A 24,059-nucleotide genomic window follows, 5' to 3' on the forward strand; every position below is an offset into this window, starting at 1 on the left:
GACCGCTCCCCGCAGGCGCTGGTCCTCGCCCCGACCCGTGAGCTCGCGCTCCAGGTCGCGGACTCTTTCCAGTCCTTCGCTGACCACCTCGGAAAGATCAGCGTCCTGCCGATCTACGGTGGCCAGGCCTACGGCATCCAGCTCTCCGGCCTGCGCCGCGGCGCGCAGATCATCGTGGGCACCCCGGGTCGAGTCATCGACCACCTGGAGAAGGGCTCCCTGGACATCTCCCGTCTGCGTTTCCTCGTCCTCGACGAGGCCGACGAGATGCTCAACATGGGCTTCCAGGAGGATGTCGAGCGCATCCTCGAGGACACCCCGGAGGACAAGCAGGTCGCACTGTTCTCGGCGACGATGCCCAACGGCATCCGTCGTATCTCGAAGCAGTACCTCAACGACCCGCACGAGATCACGGTCAAGTCCGAGACCCGGACCAACACCAACATCACCCAGCGCTACCTGCACGTGGCGCACCGCAACAAGCTCGACGCCATCACCCGCATCCTCGAGGTCACCGAGTTCGAGGCCATGATCGTCTTCGTGCGCACCCGCCACGAGACGGAGGAGATCGCCGAGAAGCTGCGTGCCCGCGGGTTCTCCGCCGCCGCCATCAACGGCGACATCGCCCAGGCGCAGCGCGAGCGCACCGTGGACCAGCTCAAGGACGGCCGCCTGGACATCCTGGTGGCCACCGACGTCGCCGCCCGCGGCCTGGACGTCGAGCGCATCAGCCACGTGTTCAACTTTGACATCCCGAACGACACCGAGTCCTACGTCCACCGCATCGGCCGCACCGGCCGTGCGGGGCGTTCCGGCGAGGCGATCCTGTTTGTCACCCCGCGTGAGCGCCGCATGCTCCGTTCCATCGAGCGCGCCACCAACGCGCCGCTCACCGAGATGGAGCTGCCGACCGTCGACGAGGTCAACGAGTCGCGCAAGGCGAAGTTCAAGGACTCGATCACCGAGGCCCTTGAGTCGAAGCAGATCGACCTGTTCCGCGGCATGATCAAGTCCTACGCCGAGGAGCATGACGTGCCGATCGAGGACGTCGCCGCTGCACTGGCCGCCCAGGCCCAGGCCGGCAACGAGTTCCTCATGAAGGAGGCGCCGCAGGAGCGTCGCCGTGACCGCTTCGACCGCGACGATCGTCGGGGTGGCCGCGATGACCGCCGTGGCGGCCGTTTTGACCGCGATGATCGCGGTGACCGGGGCGAGCGTCGTTCCCGCTTCGACCGTGACGGTGACTTCACCACCTACCGTCTCGACGTCGGTAAGCGCCAGCATGTGCGCCCGGGTGCCATCGTCGGCGCCCTGGCCAACGAAGGTGGCCTGACCAGCAAGGACTTCGGCCGCATCACCATCGCCGTGGATCACACCCTGGTTGAGCTGCCGAAGGACATGGATCCGGGCGTACTGGATCGTCTGTCTGATACCCGCATCTCGGGTCAGCTGATCAACATTGAGAAGGACACCGGCCGTCCGCCGGCTGATCGCGGTGGACGCGGTGGCGGTCGTGGTGGCTGGCGCGACCGTGACGGCGATGACCGTGGTGGCCGTGGTGGTTACCGCGGTGGCCGTGACCGTGATGATCGTGGCGGCCGTGGTGGTGGCCGTGGTGGCTTCCGCCGGGACCGCGATGATCGCGGTGGCCGTGGCGGCTGGCGCGACTAGCCTGCCTCATCTCAACACCCCTGCTCCTAGGTATTTCCTGGGGGCGGGGGTGTTGTGCGTGGTACCCGGCCGGGTATGAGGGGGAGTTGCTCCACTGCGCGTTAGTTGACTTAAAAACCGAGGGTGGCAATGGTCTCTCCGACCCGCAAGGTGTGATGGGATTGGGGGAATACCCAATCGAGGAGCGACTGTGAATCAATTTGATGCGATTAATGACCACCTGCATTTGATCACGCTGCCCGAGGATCGGGCGTTGGTCCAGCGCTGGTTCCTGAACTTTCTCACCGCCAACCGGCGCTTCAGCGTGTTGCAGGCCGCGGAGATCGCGGTGCAGGTCGCGCAGCGGTGGGGCATGGACGTCATCCGTGACTGCATCCAGGAAGACTGGATCGTCCGCCCGTTGCCGGCTACCCGCCGCGAGTGGGAGGCGGACGGCTACCGCGTCCCCCGCGAGGCGCGTCCCCTGCTGATCACGGGGGATGACGGCCGTCAGGTGGAGTTGTTCCCGCTTTTCGACGTCGACCTGGTCCGCGAGGATCTCGTCGGCTCCATTGACCATGATGCGGTGCGCGACCCGGAACATCCCGATGAGGGTGCTTCTGACCTGGCTCATTTCGCGCTGCATATCGGGGAGCGCGAACGCCATGCTTTCAGCCACCTGTGGAAGGTGGGCACCGTTTTAGAATGGGCCGATGTGTCCCCGGATGCGGAGGATCCGCACCTGGGGCCCTTGGGGTGGATCGAGAGCAATAAGCTCGATGTCACCTGCGCCCCGGAGCCCGGTTTGCGCCCCGAGAATGCCTGCTACTGCCTGCGTATTCACCCGGATGCGGAGGGCCCGGAGATTGTCGGTCTCGGATTGTCTTTGTCGGCTCGCCTGCTCACCGCGTGGACGCAGGGGCGCCGAGCGGGGGAGAAGCTGTGTGGCAATGGGGAGTCGCAGGTCTCTGACCTGGAGGTCGGGATTGTGACGTGGCTTGTCGGTAAGCGCCTGTCTTTCGGGACGCACCACGCGAACGTGGACACGCTGCGCTTCATCGAGAACCATTCGGTGTTTCCGGCGCCGCGGGACATCGACTGGGGCCGCATCGTGGAGACGGCCATGATCTTGGAGGATCTGCTGTGCGGAAAGTTCCACCCGAATCTGGGGGCGCCGCCCCCGGCACCGGATTCCGAGGCTGTTCCGGGGCTTACACATGACCCCTTCGGTGTGGTGGGCACGGAGCTTGCCATGAACAAAGCCGGCGAGCATGGCGAGGCGGCCGAGCGTTGGATGCTGGATTTCGTCGCGGAGAACCCGCGTTTTCCCATGGGTACCGCCCTGGCGCTGGGCTGGCAGCTTTACCAGAGGTGGGGGTTGTCGATCACCGGGGATGAATCGCGCCTGGACTGGATCGGCACCGTCGATGTGCGCCCCGTCGAGGAATGGGCACTGCGCGGGTGGGTACCGCGCCCGGGGGCGCCCATGTTGGTCGCGCCCGGCACCCATGGTCAGCCCATCTACTACCTGCTTCGCGACGACGCCATCGTCGCCGATCGCCTCACCGCCCTGCGATCCGACGCGGAGGTTGACTCCCGTTCCCTGGTGCTGCGGCCCGGCCCAGCCGATGCGCCAAAGATGGAGGAATTCAGCGACCTGGTCACGCCGGACCAGCTGGAGATGCTGCGTAACTTGTGGCGCGGCAATGTCATTCCCGTCATAGTGAATGAGAAGGACACCGAGACCGAATCCAGCCTCAACCGCATCACCCCGCCGTACCGGCTGCCCGTGGTTATCGAGGACGGTGTGAACCCCATGCACGACATCATCGAGCACCTCTCCAACTGGGTGCTGGCCTGGGAGCTGGGTGTCATCCACTCCGCCCCGGTTGTCGGCTGGCGCTATTGGGTGGCCAGCGAATGGGAGTCGGCGCTGGTGGCACACGTGGCAGCGTGCCGCCTGGGCATCGGCTGCCAGCCCTCGGAGCTGGTCGAGCAGGCCCTCTCCCGCCGTACCGCGGTCCCGGGACTCATTCGCTGGGGTTTGATCTACCACGCCGCCGGCGAGGTGGAGGACCTGCTACGCGGTTTCCCCAGTGGGCCACCTGTTCGAATTTAGCAGGCATGTGTCGTGGGCAGGTGGTGGGATGGGGGCATGAACCCGCTCACTGACGCCCAGGTGATGGACACCCGGATCCGCACCATCGATCAACCCCACGCCCGCGCCGCCGTCGAACGCTGGTTGCTCCGCTTCATCGGCCACCACTCCCGCTTCAACGTCCTCGACGCCGCCGTGCTCGGTTGGCAATGGTTCCTGCGGGTAGGGCTGGAAACACTCATCGAATCGGGGGACAAGGACTGGGTGCGTTTCCCCATGCCAGGTACCGCCTCTGAATGGGCGGCCGACGGTGGGGTAGTCAACCCTGACACCTTGCCTCTTGTACTCGATGGTGTGAACTACCACGTCCTCTACGACACCCTGACCGTCGATGAGGCAGACAGCGGCACCACCGGCTGGTACCCGGGGCTGACCCCACTCGCACTGCCGCCCTACACCCCGGACATGGCGGTGTTCTCCCGGCAGCTGTCCTATCAGGAACGGGTCATGCTCGGACACCTGTGGCGCGCCGGGGTGGAGGTGACGTGGGCGGCGGAACCGAGCGGGGAAGACGCGCGGGTGATTACTTTCGACGATGGCACCTGGCGCATTCTCATCAACCCGGATCTGCCGGGCCGCGACATCATGACGATTGTGCTGTCCCACCTGTCTGAGCATTACTGCGCGGAGATCCTGGAAGACCAGCCGCAGGCCACCGCTATGGAGGAGGGACTGGCCGGCGAGTTGGCCAGCCTGCGCCTGAGAACCGGCAAGACATACGTCAACCACCAGGTGGGGGACTACCTCTCCGAGAACATCCACCAGCCTGCGGAAGAGCGGACGCGGTGGTGGCTCGTCCTCAGCGTGGCGCATCTGATTGAGACGCTGCTGTTGGGGCATTCCAGCGCCCAAGAATCCGGGGCGACGGTGGAGGAGCATCCCTCGGCGGCCAATATCTACAGCGCACCGCTGGAGGGGCTCGAACAGCTCATCGCTGGACTAGCCGTAGAACAGGAAGGCCTGGTCACCGGGTGGATCAATGAATTCGTCAGCGCCAACCCGCGTTTTCCCGTGGGACAGGCCGTGTCGCTGGCATGGCAGCTGTGGGAGCGGGTCGGCCCCTCGCTCGCCGACGATGAAGCCTTGCGTCACGCCCTTCTCGACGCCGAGATGTTCACCACCGATGACTGGGCCGCTCGCGGCCGGGGCGCCCGCGCCAGTGCACGCCCCATGATGGTGCCTGGCCCCTATCGCGGGACGACGGTGTATTACCTGGCGGAAGACGTGGAGATCGTCGATCTTGCCGTTGCCTTGGACTTAGATCAACTCTCGGCGCAGAAACCTGACTATGCCCACCGCCACCTCACGCCCTGGGAGCACGCTTCTGCGCTGCAGGAACTTAAGGGCCTGGTCAGTGACTATGAGCTGGATCTGCTACGAAATCTCGCCGCCTTCCGCGTGCATCTGGAGATCGAGGATGCCGAGTACGTGGCGGGGCCGGAGGACTTGGAGCCGTGGGAGGACGAGGGCGATACTGTGCACCTGCCGATCATGGCAACCGAGGAACGGGGATATGTGCGGATGGCCATGGACCGCCTGGCCAACCTGCTGTTCGGGGGCGGGACGGACGCCTTCGACGACTCTGAGCTCGCCGATGGAGTCTTCACCGTCTCGGCCACCGCACTGGAGGAGGAGCTGGTGGTGCTCATCGCCGCCGATCGCCTCGGCCTGGATGAGGAGCCACTGTCGGCCGAAGCCACCGATTTCCGTCGCCACAGCATCAACCCGCCGGGTGTGCGCTGGGGACGGGTCTATGACACTGCCGGGCGGCTGGAGGAAATGATGCGTGGGTACCCGCTGGGCGTTGCAGAAAAAACCCGCCGCCAGCACTAGTGCACAGTGCCGGTGGCGGGATCTTAGAAGCAGCGATAGATCAGAAGGGGCTCCAGTACATAAGGACAAGCATGATCACCCAGAGCAGGGCGAAGATGCCACCGAACATGGACAGCTGCGACTTGGTCTTGTCGAACTTCTCTGCCGGGAGGACGTCCTTCTCCGGGTCGTGGTCGGAAGGATCGAGCAGGCCGAGGGTGCCCATCATCTTCTTCTGGCGCGGGATGATGAGCAGCAGGAGGATCAGCCAGGCGATGACAGCCAGGGTGATGGCGATGTGGAAGCGCCCGTCGGACCAGTAGGCGGAGTCGGTCATCATGATGGCGACACCGAGCAGCGGAACCAGGGCGGCGAGCAAGCCGTAGACGCTGGTCAGCTTGTGCAGGACGGTGGCGGCGCCGGCGGCGCGGGTGTCGCCGGCCTGGGCCTTCACAGCCTGGGTCTGGAAGGTCGAGATGGCGACGGTCACGGGGCCGAGGAAGAGCACGGCCGCGAGGACGTGCAAGACGATGAGGATCGTGGTCATGCTGGGAAGCAGGCCTTTCGAGGATCGGTCATAAGGTGGTCAGAAATCCAGGGACCACCCTAACCAGAGCCGGGTGACCGCGTCCATTCGGCACGCCGCCTGCACCGACACTTTGTCGGCAACTGGTATGGGAAGCTCATAAACTGCAGCGACCAAGGCCAGCCGCCGGCCGTACCAGCACCGGGCCCGGGGATCCTCCGGCTTCCACGCGGCGGGCAACAGATCGGATTTCGCCTGGTTGGCGGACCGGGAAGTGACCACCAGGTTGCGGGGATCATTGGCAAAAGCCACACGCCTCTCCAGGCTCCAACGGTGCGCGCCGAGATCCCACGCCGCGGACAGCGGGAAAATGTGATCGATCTCCACTCCCTCCCGCAGGTCCAGCGCCTGCCCGGTATAGGGATCCCGCGTGGTACCGGCGGTGACGTGGCAGGAGGAGAGGGTGGCGCCGGCGTCGATAAGCACCTTTTCGCGGACCGTGCAGCTGGCAGCAGGGGCCCATCCGGGCCCGAATTCAGCGCGGCTGTAGCCGAGTACGCGCGGGCGTTGCGGTACTTCCGCCACGTGGGGGAGCAGCGCATTCAGGGTGGGGAGATCGGGTTCGTCGAGTGGTGGTCGGGGAAGGGCAGTGGCAGCGGCGAGTAGCGTCGCGGCGCTGAGCAGGAGCAGATAGATACGAAAAGGCCTCACACCAGTATTGGACTGGCGTGAGGCCTGAAAGGTTCCCGCAGGTGGAAAACTAGGCCTTCTTGACCTGCGCGGCGGCTTCCTCGATGTCGACGTTTTCGTCAGCCTTGAACACAGTGTTCAGCTTGGCGGCTTCCTCGAACTCGCGCTCCACCTCCGGCTTCGGCGGGGAGGTCAGCAGGGAGACAACGACCAGGACGATGGCGGAGGCGATGAAGCCCGGGACCATCTCGTAGATGATGTCGCTGAACATGTTGCCCCAGACGAAGACCACCACGGCACCGGTGACCATGGAGGCGATGGCACCGGCGGCGTTGAGGCGTTTCCAGTACAGGGAGGCCAGCATGAGCGGACCGAAGGCGGCACCGAAGCCGGCCCACGCGAAGCCGACCAGACCGAGGATGGTGTCCGAGGGGTTGACCGCCAGGACAGCGCCGACGACGGCGATGACCACGACGGCGGTGCGGGACAGGTTGATCAGCACGCCCTCGCTGGGCAGCTTCTTGGCGACGATCTTGTACAGGTCCTCGATGAGCGAGGAGGAGACGACCAGCAGCTGGGAGGACATGGTGGACATGATGGCGGCCAGCACCGCGGTGAGCACCAGACCTGCGATCAGCGGGTGGAAGAGGATACGACCCATGTCGAGGAAGATGGTCTCGAAAGCGGAGCGGTCGGTGACGGCGATGTCCGGGTTCTGGGAGAAAAAGACGGTACCGATCATGGCGGTAAAGGTGGCGCCGATGATGCACAGCAGCATCCAGCCGATGCCGATCCAGCGGCCGGTGCGGGCCTGGGCCGGGGAGGACAGGGCCATGAAGCGGACGACGATGTGGGGCTGGCCGAAGTAGCCCAGACCCCAGGCGAGGTTACCGATGATAGCGGCGGCGGACACACCGGCAATCATGTTGAAGTAGGTCGGGTTGCCGACGCCGTCGGTGTAGGGGCCGTAGTCGTTGGACGCGGCCCAGCTCCAGATGTCGGAGGGGTTGTCCAGGGCGATGAGCGCCATGACCGGGACGATGATGAGCGAGGCGAACATGATCATGCCCTGCACGGCGTCGGTGTAGGACACGGCGAGGAAGCCGCCGATGAAGGTGTAGGCGACGGTCACGGCCGCGACGATGAGCATGCCGTTGAGGTACTCGCCGCCGAAGGTGGCCTCGAAGTAGCGGCCGCCGGAGACCATGCCGGAGGACACGTAGAAGGTGAAGAAGAAGATGATGATGAGCGAGGCAATGACACGCAGGGCACGGGAGCGGTCATGCACGCGGTTCTCGAAGAAGCTCGGCAGGGTAATGGAGTTGTTGGCCACCTCGGAGTAAGCGCGCAGGCGGGGGGCGACCCACATCCAGTTGGCCCAGGCGCCGACCAGCAGACCGATGGCGATCCACAGTTCACTCATACCGGTGACGAACAGGGCGCCCGGCAGACCCATGAGCAGCCAACCCGACATATCGGAGGCGCCGGCAGACATCGCGGCGACAAAGGGGTTGAGCTTTCGGTCGGCGAGCACATAATCGTCGTACTTGTCGGTCTTGGTGTAACTCCAATAACCGATCGCCAGCATCGCCGCCATGTAGATGATGATGGCGATGATGAACCACGTTAACTCGGACATCGTCGTTCCTTTCCTTATTGTTGGACGCATCGAACCTAGCGAGGCCGTGACAGTGATCCCAACCGTGATCCGACGCCTTTCCTGTGATCTAGGCCATATTATTGGATTTATCGTGGAATGACCTGCACGGAGCCTGTCTCTAACGAAAAGGTAACGATCGACCATCAGTGGTAAAAAGGTCTTTATGCCTTCTTTCCTCCTGCACGGCCTGTGGTTGCCCTCCGGGCTCCATTTGTGGCTTGAGCAGGTGGAGGGACATCGCGTCGTGTTGCCCGCGTCCGTGCCCGAGGAACTGTTCCCGCCCGCCGCCCGTTCGCTTCTCGACGACCGCACCTTCCGCCACCGCGTCGAGACCGAGTTGCGCACCCCGCGGGGCAAAAAGGTCTCGCTCCGGATTCCGACGGCCGCCTACGCCCCCGAGCATGCTGTCCGTGTGCTCAACCAGCTTTCCTTCCTCCTGCACCCGGGGGCGGCGGCGACGCGGAGGCAGCGGGCCTCGATCGCCCCGGACCTCATGTGGCTCATCCAGCTCAACGCCGGGCTCTCCCGTTTCGTCCAGGCGGGGCGCGTGGTGCCCAAGCTCGTCTTCGAGGACGGCCAGTGGTGGCCCCATTGGCAGCTGGCCTCCGGACTGGGGGAGCGTGGGTGGCTCGCCGAGATGATCGCGGCGGCGCCCGGCATCCTCACCGCCAACAACAAGGCACTGGAGGAGATCGCCGACCACCTCGTCCACTGGATCGCCGCCGACCTGCTGGAGGATCTGGCCACCTCCACCCGGCCCTACCCGTGGCACGACTTCGCCGATGCGCTCATGAACTCCCGCTCCCTGCGCCGCGGTGGCCCCACCCTGCTACGCGCGATGAACAACTGGAAGGAATCGATCACCGCTGTCGACCTTCAGATGGTGTTCATCGTGGAGGAACCACCCCGCGAGGATGCCTGGGCGGAGGAGAGCAGCGACCCGGAGGACGCCACCTGGCCCGTCCGCGTCCAGGTGCGTTCCGGCACGGACTCACCACTGCCGATCAGGGCGGAGGAGCTGGATCGGGGCAGCGTGGAGAAGCTGCGAAACCATCAGCGTCGCGCGATAAGCATCACCGACCTGCTCGATCCGACGCTGCGTACCCGCTACGCCGCGCGCTCCGAGGAACGCAACGGCGACTGGGACGTCCACCTCTCCACCACGGAGATCGTCGATTTCATCGGCGGGGCGGTGCCCGCTCTGCAGGACGCCGGTTTCACCGTCATGCTGCCCAAGGCGTGGTCCGCCTATGAGACGAAGGCCCGCCTGGAGACCAGGGAGGTCACCGACCCGGCCGTCGGCGCCACCCAACGCCACTTCGGCATGGACCAGCTCATCGAATACAACTGGCGGCTGTCCGTCGGCGACGTCGAGCTCACCGAGGACGAGATGCACGAACTCGTCCAATCCAAGTCGGGGCTGATCCGTCTGCGCGGCGAATGGGTGATGGCCGATACCTCGGCACTGAACAAGATCACCTCCTACATGGATGAGTTGGCGGCGACCTCGAGGAAGCGGCGTCGCAAAGAACTCGAAAAGGCTGCAGCCCTCGCCGAGCGGGCCCGGGTCCTCGAGCAACCCGGCTGGGAGGAACTCGTCGCCGACGTCGAGCGCCGTCGCGCGGAATTCAATGCCGAGAGCGCCGGGAAGGAAGGCCTCGGCGAGGTCACCGTCGCCGAATTACGGCAGCTGGCGCTGGAATCGATGCACAATGATCCGGTCGAATTCACCGGCTCCACCTGGCACAACGCACTGGTCGGTGGACCGGATGCGCTGAGCACGAAGGCCCCGGAACGCATCGACATTCCCGCTACCGTCCACGCGGAGCTGCGCGATTACCAACGCCGCGGCGTCGACTGGCTGTACTGGATGTCACGCAACAACTTAGGCGCCGTCCTGGCCGATGACATGGGGCTGGGCAAGACCCTGCAGCTGCTGGCGCTGCTGGCCATCGAACTCGAGCGCGGGGAGGCCACCGGTCCGACCCTCGTCGTCGCCCCGACCTCCGTGGTGGGCAACTGGGCGAGGGAAGCCGCCCGCTTCGTGCCCGGGCTGCGGGTACTCGTCCACCACGGCTCCGAGCGCCTGCACGGCGCGGAGCTGGCCGAACGTATTGCGGAGACAGACCTCATGATCACCAGCTACGGCGTTGTCGGACGGGATTTCTCCGAGTTGGGAGAGATCGGCTGGGACCGCGTTGTCCTCGACGAGGCGCAGGCGATCAAGAACTCCACCACGCGGGCGTCGAAAGCCGTGCGCTCCCTGCCCAGCCGCCACCGCGTGGCACTCACCGGCACCCCGGTGGAGAACCGCCTGTCGGAGATGCGCTCCATCCTCGATTTCTGCAACCCCGGGGTGCTGGGCTCGACGAGCTTCTTCCGCAACCACTTCGCCAAGGCCATCGAGCGCGAACACGATGAGGAGATGACGCAGCGCCTGCGCCTGCTCACCGCCCCTTTCATCCTGCGGCGCCTGAAGACGGACCCGAACATCATCGATGATCTGCCGGAGAAGAACGAGGAGATCATCACCGTCGACATGACCCCGGAGCAGGCTGCCCTCTACACCGCCCTGGTGCAGGACGTGCAGGCCCGCCTGGAACAGCGCCACGGCATGGCCCGGCGCGGCCTCGTGCTGGCCACCATCACCCGAATCAAGCAGATCTGTAACCACCCGGCGCAATACCTCGGCGACGGATCGCCTGTCACCGTCCGCGGGCGGCACCGCTCCGGCAAGGTGGAGGAACTCATGCGCCTGCTGGATGAAGCCATCGAGACCGATCAGCGCATGCTCATCTTCACCCAGTACAAGGCCTTCGGTGACATCCTGGTGCCCTACTTAAGCGAGCGCCTCGGCGAGCAGGTGCCTTTCCTCCACGGCGGGGTGACCAAGACCAAACGCGATCAGATGGTGGCTACCTTCCAGGCCGAAGGCGGGCCCCGCGCCATGATCCTCTCCCTCAAGGCCGGCGGCACGGGACTCAATCTCACCGCCGCCAGCATGGTCGTGCACATGGACCGCTGGTGGAACCCGGCCGTGGAAAATCAGGCCACCGACCGTGCCTTCCGCATCGGTCAGCTCAAGGACGTGGCCGTGTACAAGATGATCACCGCCGGTACCCTGGAGGAATCGATCCAGGACATCCTGGATGGCAAGACTGAACTGGCCGGCGCCGTGATCGGCGAGGGCGAGGGCTGGATCACCGAGCTCGGCCCCGAGCAGCTGGCCCAGCTCATGAGCTACCGCGGGAGGGAGGAATAGTGGCCAACCCCAGCGACGACAATGTCATTTACGCCAATTTCGGGCGGAAGGTGCGCGTCGAGAAGCCTGAGCAGACCCGCGACGAACGAGCGCCACGCCGCCCCGCGCTGGCACCCGCCGCCGAGCTGCTGCTGGAAGTGGGCACCTCCCGGGCGGACCGCGGTCGCCTGACCCGCGGACGCGAGTATGCACGCGCCGGGCACGTGGTGAGCATGGACATCCGCAACGGTTCCGTGCACGCGCAGGTGGCCGGATCCCAGAACGAGCCTTTCACCGTCTCGATTCAGCTGCCCTATCGCACCGCCGATGACCTGAGTGTGGTTTCTGCCGAGTTGGCACGCACCCCGAATGGCGTGCGCGATGCCCGCCGCGGGCTCATCTCCCGGACGGTACTGGGGGCGCTCATCGCCGAGGACGTCAATGACATCCGTGTGCGCTGCGACTGCCCTGATCCTTTCGCCATCTGCAAACACGCGATCGCCGTGCTGGAGAAGCTGGCGGGCAAGGTCGACGCTGATCCGTTGTTTCTGTTCACGCTGCGCGGGATGGATCTGGCCGCACTCGAGCAGGCGGTCATGGTGCAGGCGAAGGACGTCTCCCGCGAATCGGAGGAGAACCCGGAGTTGTTCTGGGCGGGACGCGAGCTCCCGAGTCTGCCCGAGCCCCGCGTCGCCCCCGCGCTCGATGACTCTGACCTGGATCTTCTGCACAAGGCGATGCGCACGATCTCTTATACCAATGTCGATCAGCTGCGGGCGGTTTCCGACCTCGAAGATCTGTACGATCACTTGTGTCGGGGTGGCATGCTAGACAATGAGTCATGACGGCTGTCACCTTCATCCATACCTCTGACCTGCAATTGGGCATGACCCGCTGGTTCCTCGAGGGCGAGGCCCAGGCGCGTTTCGATGATGCCCGCCTGGACACCCTCCGGCGCCTCGGGGCGTTGGCCACCTCTGAGGGGGCGGAGTTCATCGTCATCGCCGGCGATGTCTTCGACTCCAACTCCTTGTCATCGCAGACCACGGGCCGCGCGCTCGAGGCGCTGCGCACCCTGCCGGTTCCCGTCTACCTGTTGCCCGGCAACCATGATCCGCTGGTCGCGGATTCCGTCTTCTCGCTTATCGACGTCCCGGGCGTCCACCTCCTTAAAGATTCCAGCGTGGTGCAGGTCGGCGAGGGCGTCGAACTGGTGGGCGCGCCCCTGCGGGCGCGGACCGCGGCGTCTGATCTGGTACGGGATGCTCTGGAGGAACTGGAGCCCACTGACGCAGTGCGCATCATGGTGGGCCACGGGCAGGCCGAGGCGCGCAGCAATGACCTGCGCCCGGACCTCATTGACCTGGGGTACGTGGAGAAGCGGCTGGCAGACGGCACCATCGATTACCTCGCTCTGGGGGACACCCACTCCGCGATGCCGGTGGGCGGCAGCGGACGGGTGTGGTTCTCCGGCTCCCCCGAGGTGACTGATTTCCGCGACCTGGCCACCGCGGGCGGGGGAGAGACCAATTCCGGCCGGGCCCTGGTGGTCCAGGTATCGAAAGGGCAGGCCGTCGTGCGGGAGGAGACGGTGGGGCAGTGGAGGTTTGAGGCGCTTGACCGGGAACTCATGGGACTGGCGGATGTCGAGGAGTTCCTCGCCGCGCTCGATGCCTACCCGGACAAGCCCCGCACCGTGATCAAGTACGGGCTGCGCGGCACCCTCGACATGGCCGCCACCCGGGTCCTGGAAGAGGGGCTGGAGGCCCGCCGCCCCGTCTTTGCGGCGCTGTTTGAACGCGAGAGACTCACCGACCTGCACCTTGAACCCGGGGCGGAGGAGTTGTCGGCACTGGGGGTCAGCGGCTTCGCGTCCGCCGCACTCGGTGAGCTGGTCTCAGCCGCCGGCACCGACCCCACGGCACGCGACGCCGTCAACCTCTTTTTCCGCCTGGCTCGGGAGGACTAGATCATGCGCATCCATTCTTTGCACATCGAGAACTTCCGCGGCATTGAGCGTCTCACGCTGGATGAGTTGCCCGATACTGGCGTCATCGTCATCCACGGCGACAATGAACAGGGCAAATCCACCATCCTCGATGCTCTGCACGCCGCGCTCCATGACAAGCACGGTGGTCGCTCGGGCCGGGTGCGGGCGTGGCAGCCGGTGGGCCGTGATGTCTCCCCGACGGTGTCCGTCACCGCCACCATCGGTCCGGTGACCTTCACCATCACGAAGAACTGGCTCAAGTCGCCGAAGGCGGAACTGCACATCACCGCCCCGCAGCGCGAGGTCCCCCTCACCGGTGGGCCCGCCGAGGAGAAGCTCGCCGAGATCATCGCCCGGTACCTCGACCGGGATCTCGCCGAGACCCTCTTCATGCGCCAGGGGGATCTGGACGCCGGCATCGCCGCTGTCGGCATCAACTCCGTCACCCGGGCGCTCGACGGAGTGAGCGAGGACGGTGATTCCGGTACCGAGGACACGGCACTGAGTGCTGCCGTGGAGAAGGAGTACGAGCGCTACTTCACCGCCAAGGGAGCACCGGCGCGGGAGCTCAAAGCGGCGCAGAGGGCGTATGAGGATGCCACCGAGGAACACACCGCGGCTGCCCGGGCCCAGGCAGAATTGACCGGCTACGTCGAGCGCCACGACAAGATCAGCTCGCGCCGGGCGGCGGCACTGGCGGACCTGCCCGACGCGGAAACGGATGAGCACGAGCACGCCGAGAAGGCACGCCATGCTGCGCAGGCCCAGGAAAAGGCGGCGGCGTTGCGGCGCGAACTCCAGCTGGCTGATGAGGCCTTGCAGCGCGCCGAGGTCGCCGTTACCCGCCGCGCCGAGCTGGTCGCCGAAGTCAGCGCGGCTCAGTCTGCACTTATGGAGCACTCGGCTGGCCTGGCGGAGGCACAGGAACGCCGTGACCTTGAGAAACAGCAACTTGATTCTCTAGGACAGAGGCTGAAGGAGGCCCAGCGGTCCCAGGAGTCTGCCACAGTGGTGCTGCGTGCTGCCCGTCACGCGCAGCGCATGGTCGCCGATGCTGCTCGACGCACCACCCTTTCCACCCAGCTCAGCGCCATCCGGGAGCTCAGCGAGAAGATCACGCTGGCACGCGCCACCACCGCCGGTCGCGCGGTGGGCGATGCCGATGTCCGTGCGGTGGAGGACGCCACCAACGACCTCATCCTCGCCCGCCGCCTGCGAGCTCAGGCCGCCGCCCGCCTGGAGATCACAGGGCCCGCAGGGACTTCTATCACCGTTGACGGCGACACGGTGTCTCTGGATGCCTCGATTGAGCTGTCTGAAGGTACGGAACTCGTTATCGGTGACATCACCGCACGCTACCGCGCCGGGCACGCAGACTCCTCCGGCGAGGATCCGGTGGCGGCTGCCGAGGAGGTAATGCGCGAACTCCTCGACGGGCTCGACCTGCCCGATCTCGACGCTGTCCGCGCGGCCCGCGACACCCACCGCCGGGCCTCCGAAGACCTGGCCGGGCTGCTGCGCGAAAGAACCACTTTGTTGGCCGGGGAGGATAAGGAAGTCCTGGAAGCTGAACTCGCCCGGCTAGAGACCGATCTGGCAGATGTGCAGATCCCGGAACTGGATGTCGCAGCCGCCGCCCGCGCCGTAGAGGAGGCTGAGGAAGCCCGGGAGCAGGCGGGTCGGGAGGTGGAGAAGACCACCCGCGAGCTCACCCCCTGGCAGGAACGCCGCGCGGAGAACGCCCTCACGGCACTGACCGTCCGAATCGAGGAGGCGCAGAAGCGTCTTCGCCAGGCACAGGAAGCGGTGGAGTCCGCAGCTGCGGACTCCGATGATGATTCCCTCGCCCAGGCCGTGCAGTCTGCCACCGCGGCCCGCGACGAGGTAGCTGAGCAATGTCGACTCGCAGACGAAGAGGTCGAGGCAGCGGATCCCGAGCTGGCCACCGACCTGCACCGGGGCGCGCTGTCCCGCCTCGAATCCGTCCGCGACACCATTGCCCGCTCAGGGGAAGACCTAGCTGAACTCACCGGCTACATCCGGCAGGCACAAGGTGCGGCCGAACGTCTGGATAAGGCCGTCTCCGCAATGGAGGCCGCGAAGCACCGCCTGGAATCGGTGACCCGCCGCGCCGAGGCCGTCAAGCTCCTGCGTGAAACTCTCCACCGGCATCGCGCGGAGGCACGTGCCCGCTACGCCCAGCCCTTCGCCGAACAGCTCACCCGCCTGGCCCGGCCGGTGTTCGGCCCGGATGTGGAGTTCGGTCTTTCCGATCAGCTGCAGGTCACGCAGCGCAGCATCGGCGCGGACACCGTGCCCCTGGCGGATCTCTCCGGTGGTGCGAAGGAGCAGTTGGCCATCCTCACCCGTTTCGCCATCGCCCAGCTCACCGCCCTTGACACGGGTGACGGGCAGGTGCCCGTGCCCGTCATCGTCGACGACGCCCTCGGCTCCAGCGACTCGTCGCGTCTGCAGCTCATGGCGACGTTGTTCTCCCGCATGGGTGACACCGGCCAGGTCATCGTGCTCACCTGCGTGCCGCAGCGCTACGAGCGGGTGAGCGGACGCACGGAATATGCCATCGAGGAGCTGAAGGCGGGGGTACTCGCCGAGTGATGCTGTAATGTCAACAAAGTGATTTCTACTAATGAGCGCCTCTCGCCGAGCAAGGCCCCCGGCCTGTGGCTGCTGGCTGCGCTCATCGGAGCTGTCGTCCAATTGCTGCTCACCCCGGCGGTGTTCGGCTGGCAGGGTTATGACCTCTTCCCGGAGGTCGAGGGCGTGGACCGCAGCATCTTCCTGCTCCTCTGGCTCATCGTGGGGGCGCTGGCCCTGCTTGGTTTCGCATGGACCCTGCTGCGGGGGCCGTCAGACCGGATGACTTCGGTCGATGCGCTGGTCATCTTCTGCGGCATGTCGAGCCCTTTGGGTCTGGTGGCAGCGGTGTACACCCTGGCCATGGTGACATCGTGGCGCCGGTGGCGTCCCATCATCATCGGTTTCGCTACCGGGGCCGTGGGGGCGATGCTTGATGTGCGTTTGCTGGCGAAGACCGCGCCGGGCCCGGATGTCTATCTCGGCGCCCTGCTCCTCCTGGTGGTGGCCGCGGTGATTGGTGTGTGGTGGGGGCGGCGTCGGCAAGCAGTGGGTTCGCCGGCCCCGGCTGTGTCGGTCACGCTCTGATCGATAACCGCGTCAGGTACCCATCGCCATCGCCACGATGAGTCCAGCGCTGGCCAGACTGTTGTTGACCATGTGCAGGGCGAACCCTCCCCACAGCGATCGGTGCCAGCGGGTGAGAAGCGCCATGAACAGACCACCGACAATGCACCACACGATGATGGCGGGGACCACGTGAACCAGTCCGAACAGCACCGAGGTGAGGAAGGTGGAAAGTAGGACGCCGACCTTGCGGTCGAACCAGCCCATGAGGAGGCGTCGGAAAGCGATCTCCTCGATGAGGGGCCCGAAAAGCAGGTAGACGAGGAGAAACGCTAGCTGCCAGGGGACCGCGGAGGTGAGTACTTCCCCGTCACTGCTAGCTGTGTCCTCCGGGGTGAGACCAGTGAGCGCCGCCACCAGCACGGTGAGCACCAGGGTTATCAGCAGGGAGGTCGGGATCTGCCACACCAGGTGCCACCCGCGTCTCCCGAGCCGCTGGAATCCCAGGTCGGACATAGCCCAACCGCGCCGCCGGAGGAGCACGGCCAGGACAGTGAACTGCGCGGCATAGCCGGCCGCGGCCATGAGCACGCCCAGCCACGGGGGAGCGGAGACATCCAGAACGTGGGTGAGAGCGAGGAACAGCAGGGCGACGATCACTGCGGTGCCCACCAGCGCCAAAGCGGAGTAGAGGAGCGCGGCGAGGTCGCGGGACGTGACGGGTCGGGGATTCCAAGTGTGGGTCATGCGGTTAATGGTTCCCGCCAAGTCCGGAGGGCGGTGTCAGTCGGAGGAATGGGATCTCAGGGCTCACCAGATACCAAAGAATGACAAGACAGCTTTCAATCGCGCGATAGTGTCATCGGCATGGACATCACACAACTGCGTCATAAGCCGGGCAAGGCGGCCGGTCTGTGGTTCGGCGTGGCACTTCTCGGGGCACTGGCACAACTGCTCATGGTGCCGGTGATCTATGGCTGGCAGGACCTGGAGCTGCTCCCAGAGCAGGAGGGGATCGCCCGCACCGGCTATCTCCTGTGGTGGCTGTTTTCCGGCTCAGTGGCCTTGTTCGCCTTTGCGTGGACGCTATTGCGGGGACGAGCGGGTCGGCTCAGTGTGGTGGACGGCGTCGTCGTGTTCTTCGGGGTCGTGGGACCCCTGGGCCTGCCCGCGGCGGTGTATACCCTGGCGTTGGTGTCGTCCTGGTTGCGGTGGCACCCGGCGCTCATCGTCTATGGCGTCGCCGCGGGGGCGGTGCTTGTCGACGCCCGCCTCCAGTCCGTCAGCGCCCCCGACACGGATTCTTTCGTGGGCCTCGCCATTTTGCCAACGGTGGCGTTGTTCGGGGTGTGGTGGGGGCGGCGTCGGGAAGCGAAGGAACGTTTCGTCGAGCGGCTGCGGACCGCGGAGCTGGAGGCGCGTACGGTGCGTTCGGAGGAGCGCGCCCGCATCGCCCGCGATCTACATGATTCCCTCTCCCACCGGCTCTCGCTCATCTCCCTGCACGCCGGTGCGTTGAGCTATCGCGCTGATCTTGGCGGTCAACAGGTCACCGAGGCTTCCGGCCTGCTGCAGCAGCAGGCGGAGGCGGCGACCGCCGATCTGCGGGAGGTCCTGCACGTCCTGCGGGACTCCTCGGCGGCGGTGGATCCCGCGATGTCGGTGGCTGACCTGGTGGATTCCGCCCGGCGGGCGGGCACGGAGGTGCTTATCGACGAGGCCTCGCTGCGCTTGGTCACCTCTCCGCAGGGCCAGTCCACCCTGGCCGCCCACGCCGTGCACCGGACCCTGCAGGAGGTGCTCACCAACGCCCGCAAGCACGCTCCCGGGCAGCCGGTGACGGTCACGCTCTGGCACGAGGAAGGGACGTTGAGTATGCGGGCCAGCAACCCCTGCCCCCACGCGGCCACTGGCCGCGGTCACGGGCTGCTGGGTCTAAAGGAGCGCGCCGAGCTGGCTGGCGGTGAACTGCGTGTCACCCCGGGGGATCCCTTCACCGTGACGCTGGAGGTCCCGTGGACGTAGTGCGTGTTCTGCTGGTCGATGATGAGGCGCTGGTCCGCGCCGGGCTGCGCCTGCTTCTCGACGGCGTCCGCGGCATCCGCATCATCGGTGAGGCTGCTGACGGGTGGGAGGCCGCCGACAAGGCCCGCACCCTGCGCCCCGACGTCATCCTCATGGACATCCGTATGCCCGGCACCGACGGGATCCGGGGAATCGAGCTCGTCCGTGAGGCGGGTGTTGACGCCGGGATTCTCATGCTCACCGCCTTCGACACCGAGGCTGACGTCCTCGGGGCGTTTCGCGCCGGGGCCCGCGGTTTCCTGCTCAAGACCTCAGCACCCCAGGTGCTTGTCGACGCCGTCCTCGCCGCCGCGCAGGGGCACGCGCAGATGTCTGACGCGGTGTTGGAAAGGTTGGTGGCGATGGCGTCGAGAAGCACGCCGCACCGGGCCGTCGAATTGGGTGATCTCAGCGAACGGGAAGCGGAGATCGCGGGGCTGATCGCGGAGGGGCTGAGCAACGAGGAGATCGGGGCCCGGCTGCATCTGGCGGTGCCGACGGTCAAGACCTACGTCTCCCGCATCATGACCAAAACGGGCGCGGCTAACCGGGTGCAGATCGCGGTGGCCTACCTCAACCACCGCTGAGTTCGCCCAGCGCACGTTCGGCGGGGGTACATGCGTGCGCACCGCGAACATGGCTGAGGGGTCCTGAACTGCCCCGATGCGTGCCGCAGGGGTTCTGTGCGCCGATTTGTCCATATGTGAGGGGGTAGGGCAGGTGCGCCACCCTGTGCCTTGTGCCACACTCTCTCCCACAACTCGTCATACGATTCAGGAGCTCCGATATGGCGTTCTCGCCGTTGTTGGCCATCGAGAGGCCGCATCTTCCCCGCCCCTCCCTCCGGGAGATTCTCCGCGACGCCGGCCCCCAGGAAGTGGGCAACGGGCTCGTCGCCCTCATCTTCTCCGCCTCCGGCCCGATCGCCGTCATCCTCGCCGCCGCCGCGGCCGGCAACCTCAGCCCCGATGAGACCTCCTCGTGGATCTTCGGCGCCTTCCTGGGCAACGGCCTGCTCACCCTGTTCCTCACCTGGCTTTACCGCTCACCCCAGGCCTACTTCTGGACGATCCCCGGCACCGTCATCGCCGGTGACGCCCTCACCCACCTGTCCTTCGGGGAGGTGATCGGCGCGTACCTGGCCACCGCTGTCCTTGTCTTCCTGCTCGGCTGGTCGGGGCTCATCGGGCGGATCATGGCGCTGCTGCCGCCGACCATCGTCATGGCCATGGTGGCCGGCATCTTCCTGCGCTTCGGTCTGGAACTGGTCGATGCCGCTACGGGTGATCCGTGGTTGGCCATCCCGATGATCCTCATCTTCGTGGGCCTGAGCATCGTGCCGCGGGTGGCGGCAGTCGCCCCGCCGGTGGCCGTTGCCGCCCTGGTGGGCACCGTCATCGCCATCGTCTCCGGGCGCCTGGGATCGGGCATTCTCGACGACGGCATCATCACCACCCCGGTCATCACCACCCCCGAGTTTTCGCTCGCCGCCATGATCGAGCTGGTCATCCCGCTGGCCGTCACGGTGGTCATCGTGCAGAACGGGCAGGGCATCGCGGTGCTCACCGCCGCCGGCCACAAGCCGGGCGTCAACCTCGCGGCTGCTGCCAGCGGACTGGTCTCTATTCCGATGGCATTCATCGGCAATGTCACCACGTGCTTGACTGGCCCCACCAACGCGCTCATCGTGTCCGGCCCGAACAAGCACCGCCACTACGCGGCCGCCATGGTCACTGCGCTGGGGGCGATCGCTGTGGGTCTTTTCGCCCCGGCCTTCGTCGGCTTCATGCTCGCTATGCCGGTCTCCTTCATCGCTGCGCTGGCCGGCATCGCCATGCTGACCCCGCTGAAGAACGCCTTCGTCGCCGGTTTCTCTGGGAGCTTCTCCACGGGCGCCCTCGTCTGCTTCATCGTCACCGTCTCCGAGCTGACGATCTTCGGCATGACCGCCCCGTTTTGGGGCCTGGTCTTCGGCTGCCTCATCGCCTGGCTCATGGATCCGCGCCCTGTGAAGGCACAGCCGGTGACGGAGAAGGCGGGCGTCGACAAGCAAAAGTGTGAAGTGAAATGAGAAAAGGCCCCCGAGGGGGCCTTTGTCATTCGGTGACTACTGCTTGATGCCGGAGCCGTCGATCTCGATGGTGATCTGCTCGGAGACGAGCACGCCGCCGGAGCCCAGCGGGGCCTGGAAGTCGACGCCGAAGTCCTTGCGGTTGATCTTGGTGGAGGCCTCGAAGCCGACGCGGGTGTTACCGAAGGGGTCCTCCTCCACGCCGAAGACCTCGACGTCGAGGGTGACCGGCTTGGTGATGCCCTTGAGGGTGAGGTCACCGGTGACGGTGCCGGAGGTGCCCTGGATGTCGAAGGAGGTGGACTCGAAGGTCATCTCCGGGAACTGCTCGACGTCGAAGAAGTCCGCGCCGCGGACGTGGCCGTCACGGTCGGCGTTCTGGGTGTTCACGGAGGCGGTCTTGATGACGGCCTTGGCGACGGAGGCGGCCGGGTTCTCCTGGTCGACGACGACAGAGCCCTCGAACTCATCGAAGGTGCCGCGGACCTTGGTCACCATGGCGTGGCGGGCCACGAAGGAGACGGTGGTGTGAGCGGTGTCCAGAACCCAGGTTCCGTTGAGGTTGGTCATTGTATTACTCCCTTAATCTTGGTGTGCGGTACGGGAGATACTTTAACACAAGATGATGACTTGTCAACATCAGGTTGTGTGGACACGAAAAGAGCAGGTCATGGATTTCTGGGATGGTGCACCGGAGCGCTATAGTCAAGACCATGGCAACCGAGGCACGCTGGCTCAACGACGAAGAACAGGCGCTGTGGCGACTCATTCTCGCCGGAATGCGCAAGATCGACCGAGTCATGGACGACACCCTCCAGGCCGGCAGCGATCTTTCCAGCTCGGAATTTGCGGTGCTGGTCACCCTCTCCGAGGCCGAGGACCAGGCCCTGCGCCTGCGCGCCCTGTGCGGCAGCCTCGACTGGGACCGCTCGCGTACCTCCCACCAGATCACCCGCATGGAACGCCGCGGGCTGGTCACCAAGCGCAAGAGTGAGGGCGATGCGCGCGGTGTCATCGTCACGCTTACCGACGAAGGCCTCCGCCGCCTCCGCTCCGCCGCTCCCGACCACGTCGAAAGCGTGCGCCGCGTCGTCTTCGACCACATGACGGCTGAGCAGCACACCCACCTCCAAGCATTCATGGAACAGGTCATCGCCGTCACTAACGTCCCCGGGCACCCCGAATACTGCGGCTCCCCGGATGTCGACGACACCGACTGCTGATCTCAGGGTTTAATCGGGGCCATACCCGATGCATTCCGGGGGTCCGGGCAGCCACAATAGAGGTGACAGCGAAAAACACCACCTCTCCCGTTAGGAGCCCCGCCATGAATGACAACGCCCCCATGCACCAGCGCCGCCTCACCCGCTCGCTCACCGACAAGTACGTCGCCGGCGTGCTCGGCGGCATCGCCGAAACCTACGGCTGGAACTCGACCTTTGTCCGCCTCATCTTCGTCGCGGTCTCACTGATCGGCTCCGGCACCCCGCTGCTGGCCTACATCATCGCCTGGTTCATCATGCCCCAGGACTAAGGCCTTGCACACAACACCGCCCGTCACCCACTAACGTGGGGGACGGGCGGTGTCGTCGATAAGCGGCGGACTAGAAGAAGTCGCGCGTGGCGTTCGGGTGCTGCGCCAGCGGAGTGACCTTGATGTTCATGTACTTGTACATCGGAAAACCGCTGAGAACCTCGTGGAGGTGATCGTTATCGCGGACATCATAGATGGAGTAGTTCGCGTACTCACCGACCACCCGCCAAATCCCCTTCATAATGCCCTCAGACTGCAGGTTCCCGGAGTATTCCTTCTCACGGACCTGGAAATCGGCGACCTGCTCAGGGGTCAAAGACTCGGGAAACGTGACATCCATGCGTGCCAGAAACAGCATTGCGCGGCCTTTCAAGTAGAGGGTTGGTGATACCTCACCATACCGCGCTTATCGACGCCCGCCACCCAGCAGCCCGCCCAAAATCTCACCGAGCACACCACCCATGCCGCCCTCCGCCTGCCCGCCACCGAGCACCTGGCCCAGGATCGACTCCAGTAGACCGCCCTTATCCTGCGCCTGCGCGGTACCGCCGCCCTGCTGCATACGACCCGCCAACCAGGACATCGCGATCGGCGCCAGAATCGGCAGCAGCGAACGGATGAGGCTGGTACCACCGACCAGGCCACCGAGCTGATGCGCCACCTGATCCTCCTGCTGACCGAACACATGATGAGCGATCTTCGCGCCATCCTGGGTATCAATGTCATCGACATTGACCTCGCCCTCGACGAGGTTCGGGTTGTGGGAATCCAGCGCGCTGGCCAGGGAATCGCGGCCCGCCGGATCCTTCGCGTTAGCACCCATGCCAGCCAGCAGCGTCGGCAGAATCTGCTCCGACGCCTGGCGGACCTTCTCGGGGTCCTCGCCCAGGCGGGCGGCAATGGAATCGATGGGCAGCTTGGACAGAAGATCGTTGATGTTGTTTGTCATGACTTACAGCGTAGAGAAATTAGGGGCGCTGCGCGTCAATCGCCGCATGCGCCTTCTGCGTTGCCAGCAACACCGGCACCACCATGCCCAGCGTGGAAACGATCGATACCACTGCGATGCCGTCATCATCAAGGAAGAAGCATGCGATACCGCAGCCTAGCGCAATCACGCCGCCGGCGATGAGGAACGGGGCGCCGGCGCGGTGACCGACGATCCAGACGCCATCGTCTTCGCAGTGCGCAGACCCGTCCATCCTCTCATCGGGAGATCCCCCGTGCTGCCTTTCCACCCGAACCACAGCAGGAACAGGCCAGCCAGGCCGAGGGTGGCGCCCATGATGATTGAGAACAAGATGAGGGCTCCTTTGTTGTGAGTGGCGTAGATCGCCGTGCAGGAGTACCCGAAAATGGGCCTGAAAAAGTCAGTGCTGCACGGCGATCTACCTCGCAGGCGGTGCCCGCCAACCAGTGGTGTTGAATCAAAAAAGTGTCCCCGACAGTGTCTGGGTGCAGGACTTAGTTGACAGTGCTGTTCTGGGGAAATGCCAGTGGT

The 24,059-nt window shown here is 65.4% G+C and carries 21 protein-coding genes; 13 read left to right on the top strand and 8 right to left on the bottom strand.

Annotated features, from left to right (window positions below; translation table 11 throughout):
- From Q4G50_RS11405 to Q4G50_RS11415, 3 genes are all read left to right on the top strand, one after another.
- A partial coding sequence (locus Q4G50_RS11405; protein ID WP_303377777.1) for a DEAD/DEAH box helicase occupies nt 1-1,671 on the top strand: 1,671 nt, incomplete at its 5' end.
- 190 nt (nt 1,672-1,861) lie between these two features.
- A complete protein-coding gene (locus Q4G50_RS11410; RefSeq protein WP_303377778.1) occupies nt 1,862-3,769 on the top strand; it encodes a hypothetical protein in 1,908 nt (635 codons plus the stop codon).
- Nucleotides 3,770-3,805: 36 nt separating this feature from the next.
- Nucleotides 3,806-5,641 carry a hypothetical protein gene (locus Q4G50_RS11415; RefSeq protein ID WP_303377779.1) on the top strand — a complete coding sequence of 612 codons (1,836 nt, stop codon included), beginning with the start codon at nt 3,806-3,808 and terminating at the stop codon, nt 5,639-5,641.
- Between the two features lie 40 nt (nt 5,642-5,681).
- Here Q4G50_RS11415 and Q4G50_RS11420 read toward each other — a convergent pair whose 3' ends face one another.
- The 3 genes from Q4G50_RS11420 to putP are packed head-to-tail and all read right to left on the bottom strand — an operon-like array spanning nt 5,682 to nt 8,475.
- Nucleotides 5,682-6,167: a DUF2269 domain-containing protein gene (locus tag Q4G50_RS11420; RefSeq protein WP_303377780.1), complete on the bottom strand. Its 486-nt coding sequence runs from the start codon at nt 6,165-6,167 to the stop codon at nt 5,682-5,684.
- Nucleotides 6,168-6,206: 39 nt separating this feature from the next.
- Nucleotides 6,207-6,857: an HNH endonuclease family protein gene (locus Q4G50_RS11425; protein WP_303377781.1), complete on the bottom strand. Its 651-nt coding sequence runs from the start codon at nt 6,855-6,857 to the stop codon at nt 6,207-6,209.
- 49 nt (nt 6,858-6,906) lie between these two features.
- Nucleotides 6,907-8,475 carry a sodium/proline symporter PutP gene (gene putP, locus Q4G50_RS11430; protein ID WP_303377782.1) on the bottom strand — a complete coding sequence of 523 codons (1,569 nt, stop codon included), beginning with the start codon at nt 8,473-8,475 and terminating at the stop codon, nt 6,907-6,909.
- 184 nt (nt 8,476-8,659) lie between these two features.
- On the opposite strand from putP, the gene Q4G50_RS11435 reads away from it, so the two are divergent.
- Genes Q4G50_RS11435 through Q4G50_RS11455 form a run of 5 tightly spaced genes read left to right on the top strand, consistent with a single transcriptional unit; the run spans nt 8,660 to nt 16,910 of the window.
- Nucleotides 8,660-11,758: a DEAD/DEAH box helicase gene (locus Q4G50_RS11435; RefSeq protein WP_303377783.1), complete on the top strand. Its 3,099-nt coding sequence runs from the start codon at nt 8,660-8,662 to the stop codon at nt 11,756-11,758.
- Nucleotides 11,758-12,582 (top strand): hypothetical protein, encoded by an 825-nt coding sequence (locus tag Q4G50_RS11440; protein ID WP_303377784.1) that lies wholly within the window; start codon nt 11,758-11,760, stop codon nt 12,580-12,582. Before Q4G50_RS11435 ends, Q4G50_RS11440 begins: the two co-directional genes overlap by 1 nt.
- Nucleotides 12,579-13,706 carry an exonuclease SbcCD subunit D gene (locus Q4G50_RS11445; RefSeq protein WP_303377785.1) on the top strand — a complete coding sequence of 376 codons (1,128 nt, stop codon included), beginning with the start codon at nt 12,579-12,581 and terminating at the stop codon, nt 13,704-13,706. Before Q4G50_RS11440 ends, Q4G50_RS11445 begins: the two co-directional genes overlap by 4 nt.
- Before the next feature lie 3 nt (nt 13,707-13,709).
- A complete protein-coding gene (locus Q4G50_RS11450; RefSeq protein ID WP_303377786.1) occupies nt 13,710-16,343 on the top strand; it encodes an AAA family ATPase in 2,634 nt (877 codons plus the stop codon).
- An 18-nt stretch (nt 16,344-16,361) separates the two neighbouring features.
- Nucleotides 16,362-16,910, top strand: coding sequence for a hypothetical protein (locus tag Q4G50_RS11455; protein WP_303377787.1), 549 nt, complete (start codon nt 16,362-16,364; stop codon nt 16,908-16,910).
- 12 nt (nt 16,911-16,922) lie between these two features.
- On the opposite strand, the gene Q4G50_RS11460 is transcribed toward Q4G50_RS11455, so the two are convergent.
- Nucleotides 16,923-17,636 carry a CPBP family intramembrane glutamic endopeptidase gene (locus tag Q4G50_RS11460; protein WP_303377788.1) on the bottom strand — a complete coding sequence of 238 codons (714 nt, stop codon included), beginning with the start codon at nt 17,634-17,636 and terminating at the stop codon, nt 16,923-16,925.
- Between the two features lie 120 nt (nt 17,637-17,756).
- On the opposite strand from Q4G50_RS11460, the gene Q4G50_RS11465 reads away from it, so the two are divergent.
- From Q4G50_RS11465 to Q4G50_RS11475, 3 genes are all read left to right on the top strand, one after another.
- The gene (locus tag Q4G50_RS11465; RefSeq protein WP_303377789.1) at nt 17,757-18,914 is read left to right on the top strand and encodes a sensor histidine kinase; all 1,158 of its coding nucleotides are present in this window, start codon (nt 17,757-17,759) and stop codon (nt 18,912-18,914) included.
- Complete coding sequence (locus Q4G50_RS11470; protein ID WP_303377790.1) at nt 18,914-19,540, top strand: response regulator transcription factor; 627 nt, start codon at nt 18,914-18,916, stop codon at nt 19,538-19,540. Before Q4G50_RS11465 ends, Q4G50_RS11470 begins: the two co-directional genes overlap by 1 nt.
- 200 nt (nt 19,541-19,740) lie before the next feature.
- Entirely contained in the window at nt 19,741-21,024 is a 1,284-nt protein-coding gene (locus tag Q4G50_RS11475) for a benzoate/H(+) symporter BenE family transporter (protein ID WP_303377791.1), read from the top strand.
- Between the two features lie 36 nt (nt 21,025-21,060).
- On the opposite strand, the gene Q4G50_RS11480 is transcribed toward Q4G50_RS11475, so the two are convergent.
- The gene (locus Q4G50_RS11480; protein WP_303377792.1) at nt 21,061-21,594 is read right to left on the bottom strand and encodes a YceI family protein; all 534 of its coding nucleotides are present in this window, start codon (nt 21,592-21,594) and stop codon (nt 21,061-21,063) included.
- Between the two features lie 143 nt (nt 21,595-21,737).
- On the opposite strand from Q4G50_RS11480, the gene Q4G50_RS11485 reads away from it, so the two are divergent.
- Both Q4G50_RS11485 and Q4G50_RS11490 read left to right on the top strand, forming a co-directional pair.
- Nucleotides 21,738-22,247 (top strand): MarR family winged helix-turn-helix transcriptional regulator, encoded by a 510-nt coding sequence (locus tag Q4G50_RS11485; RefSeq protein ID WP_303377793.1) that lies wholly within the window; start codon nt 21,738-21,740, stop codon nt 22,245-22,247.
- A 104-nt stretch (nt 22,248-22,351) separates the two neighbouring features.
- Nucleotides 22,352-22,558 carry a PspC domain-containing protein gene (locus Q4G50_RS11490; protein ID WP_303377794.1) on the top strand — a complete coding sequence of 69 codons (207 nt, stop codon included), beginning with the start codon at nt 22,352-22,354 and terminating at the stop codon, nt 22,556-22,558.
- 70 nt (nt 22,559-22,628) lie between these two features.
- Here Q4G50_RS11490 and catC read toward each other — a convergent pair whose 3' ends face one another.
- Genes catC through Q4G50_RS11505 form a run of 3 tightly spaced genes read right to left on the bottom strand, consistent with a single transcriptional unit; the run spans nt 22,629 to nt 23,760 of the window.
- On the bottom strand, nt 22,629-22,916 hold the full coding sequence (catC, locus tag Q4G50_RS11495) for a muconolactone Delta-isomerase (RefSeq protein ID WP_303377795.1): 288 nt from the start codon (nt 22,914-22,916) through the stop codon (nt 22,629-22,631).
- A gap of 48 nt (nt 22,917-22,964) precedes the next feature.
- A complete protein-coding gene (locus Q4G50_RS11500; protein ID WP_303377796.1) occupies nt 22,965-23,507 on the bottom strand; it encodes a DUF937 domain-containing protein in 543 nt (180 codons plus the stop codon).
- Between the two features lie 19 nt (nt 23,508-23,526).
- Nucleotides 23,527-23,760 carry a hypothetical protein gene (locus Q4G50_RS11505; protein WP_303377797.1) on the bottom strand — a complete coding sequence of 78 codons (234 nt, stop codon included), beginning with the start codon at nt 23,758-23,760 and terminating at the stop codon, nt 23,527-23,529.
- Nucleotides 23,761-24,059: the final 299 nt, after the last annotated feature.

Origin of the sequence: Corynebacterium sp. (assembly GCF_030538285.1) — a bacterium.
Classification (GTDB): domain Bacteria; phylum Actinomycetota; class Actinomycetes; order Mycobacteriales; family Mycobacteriaceae; genus Corynebacterium.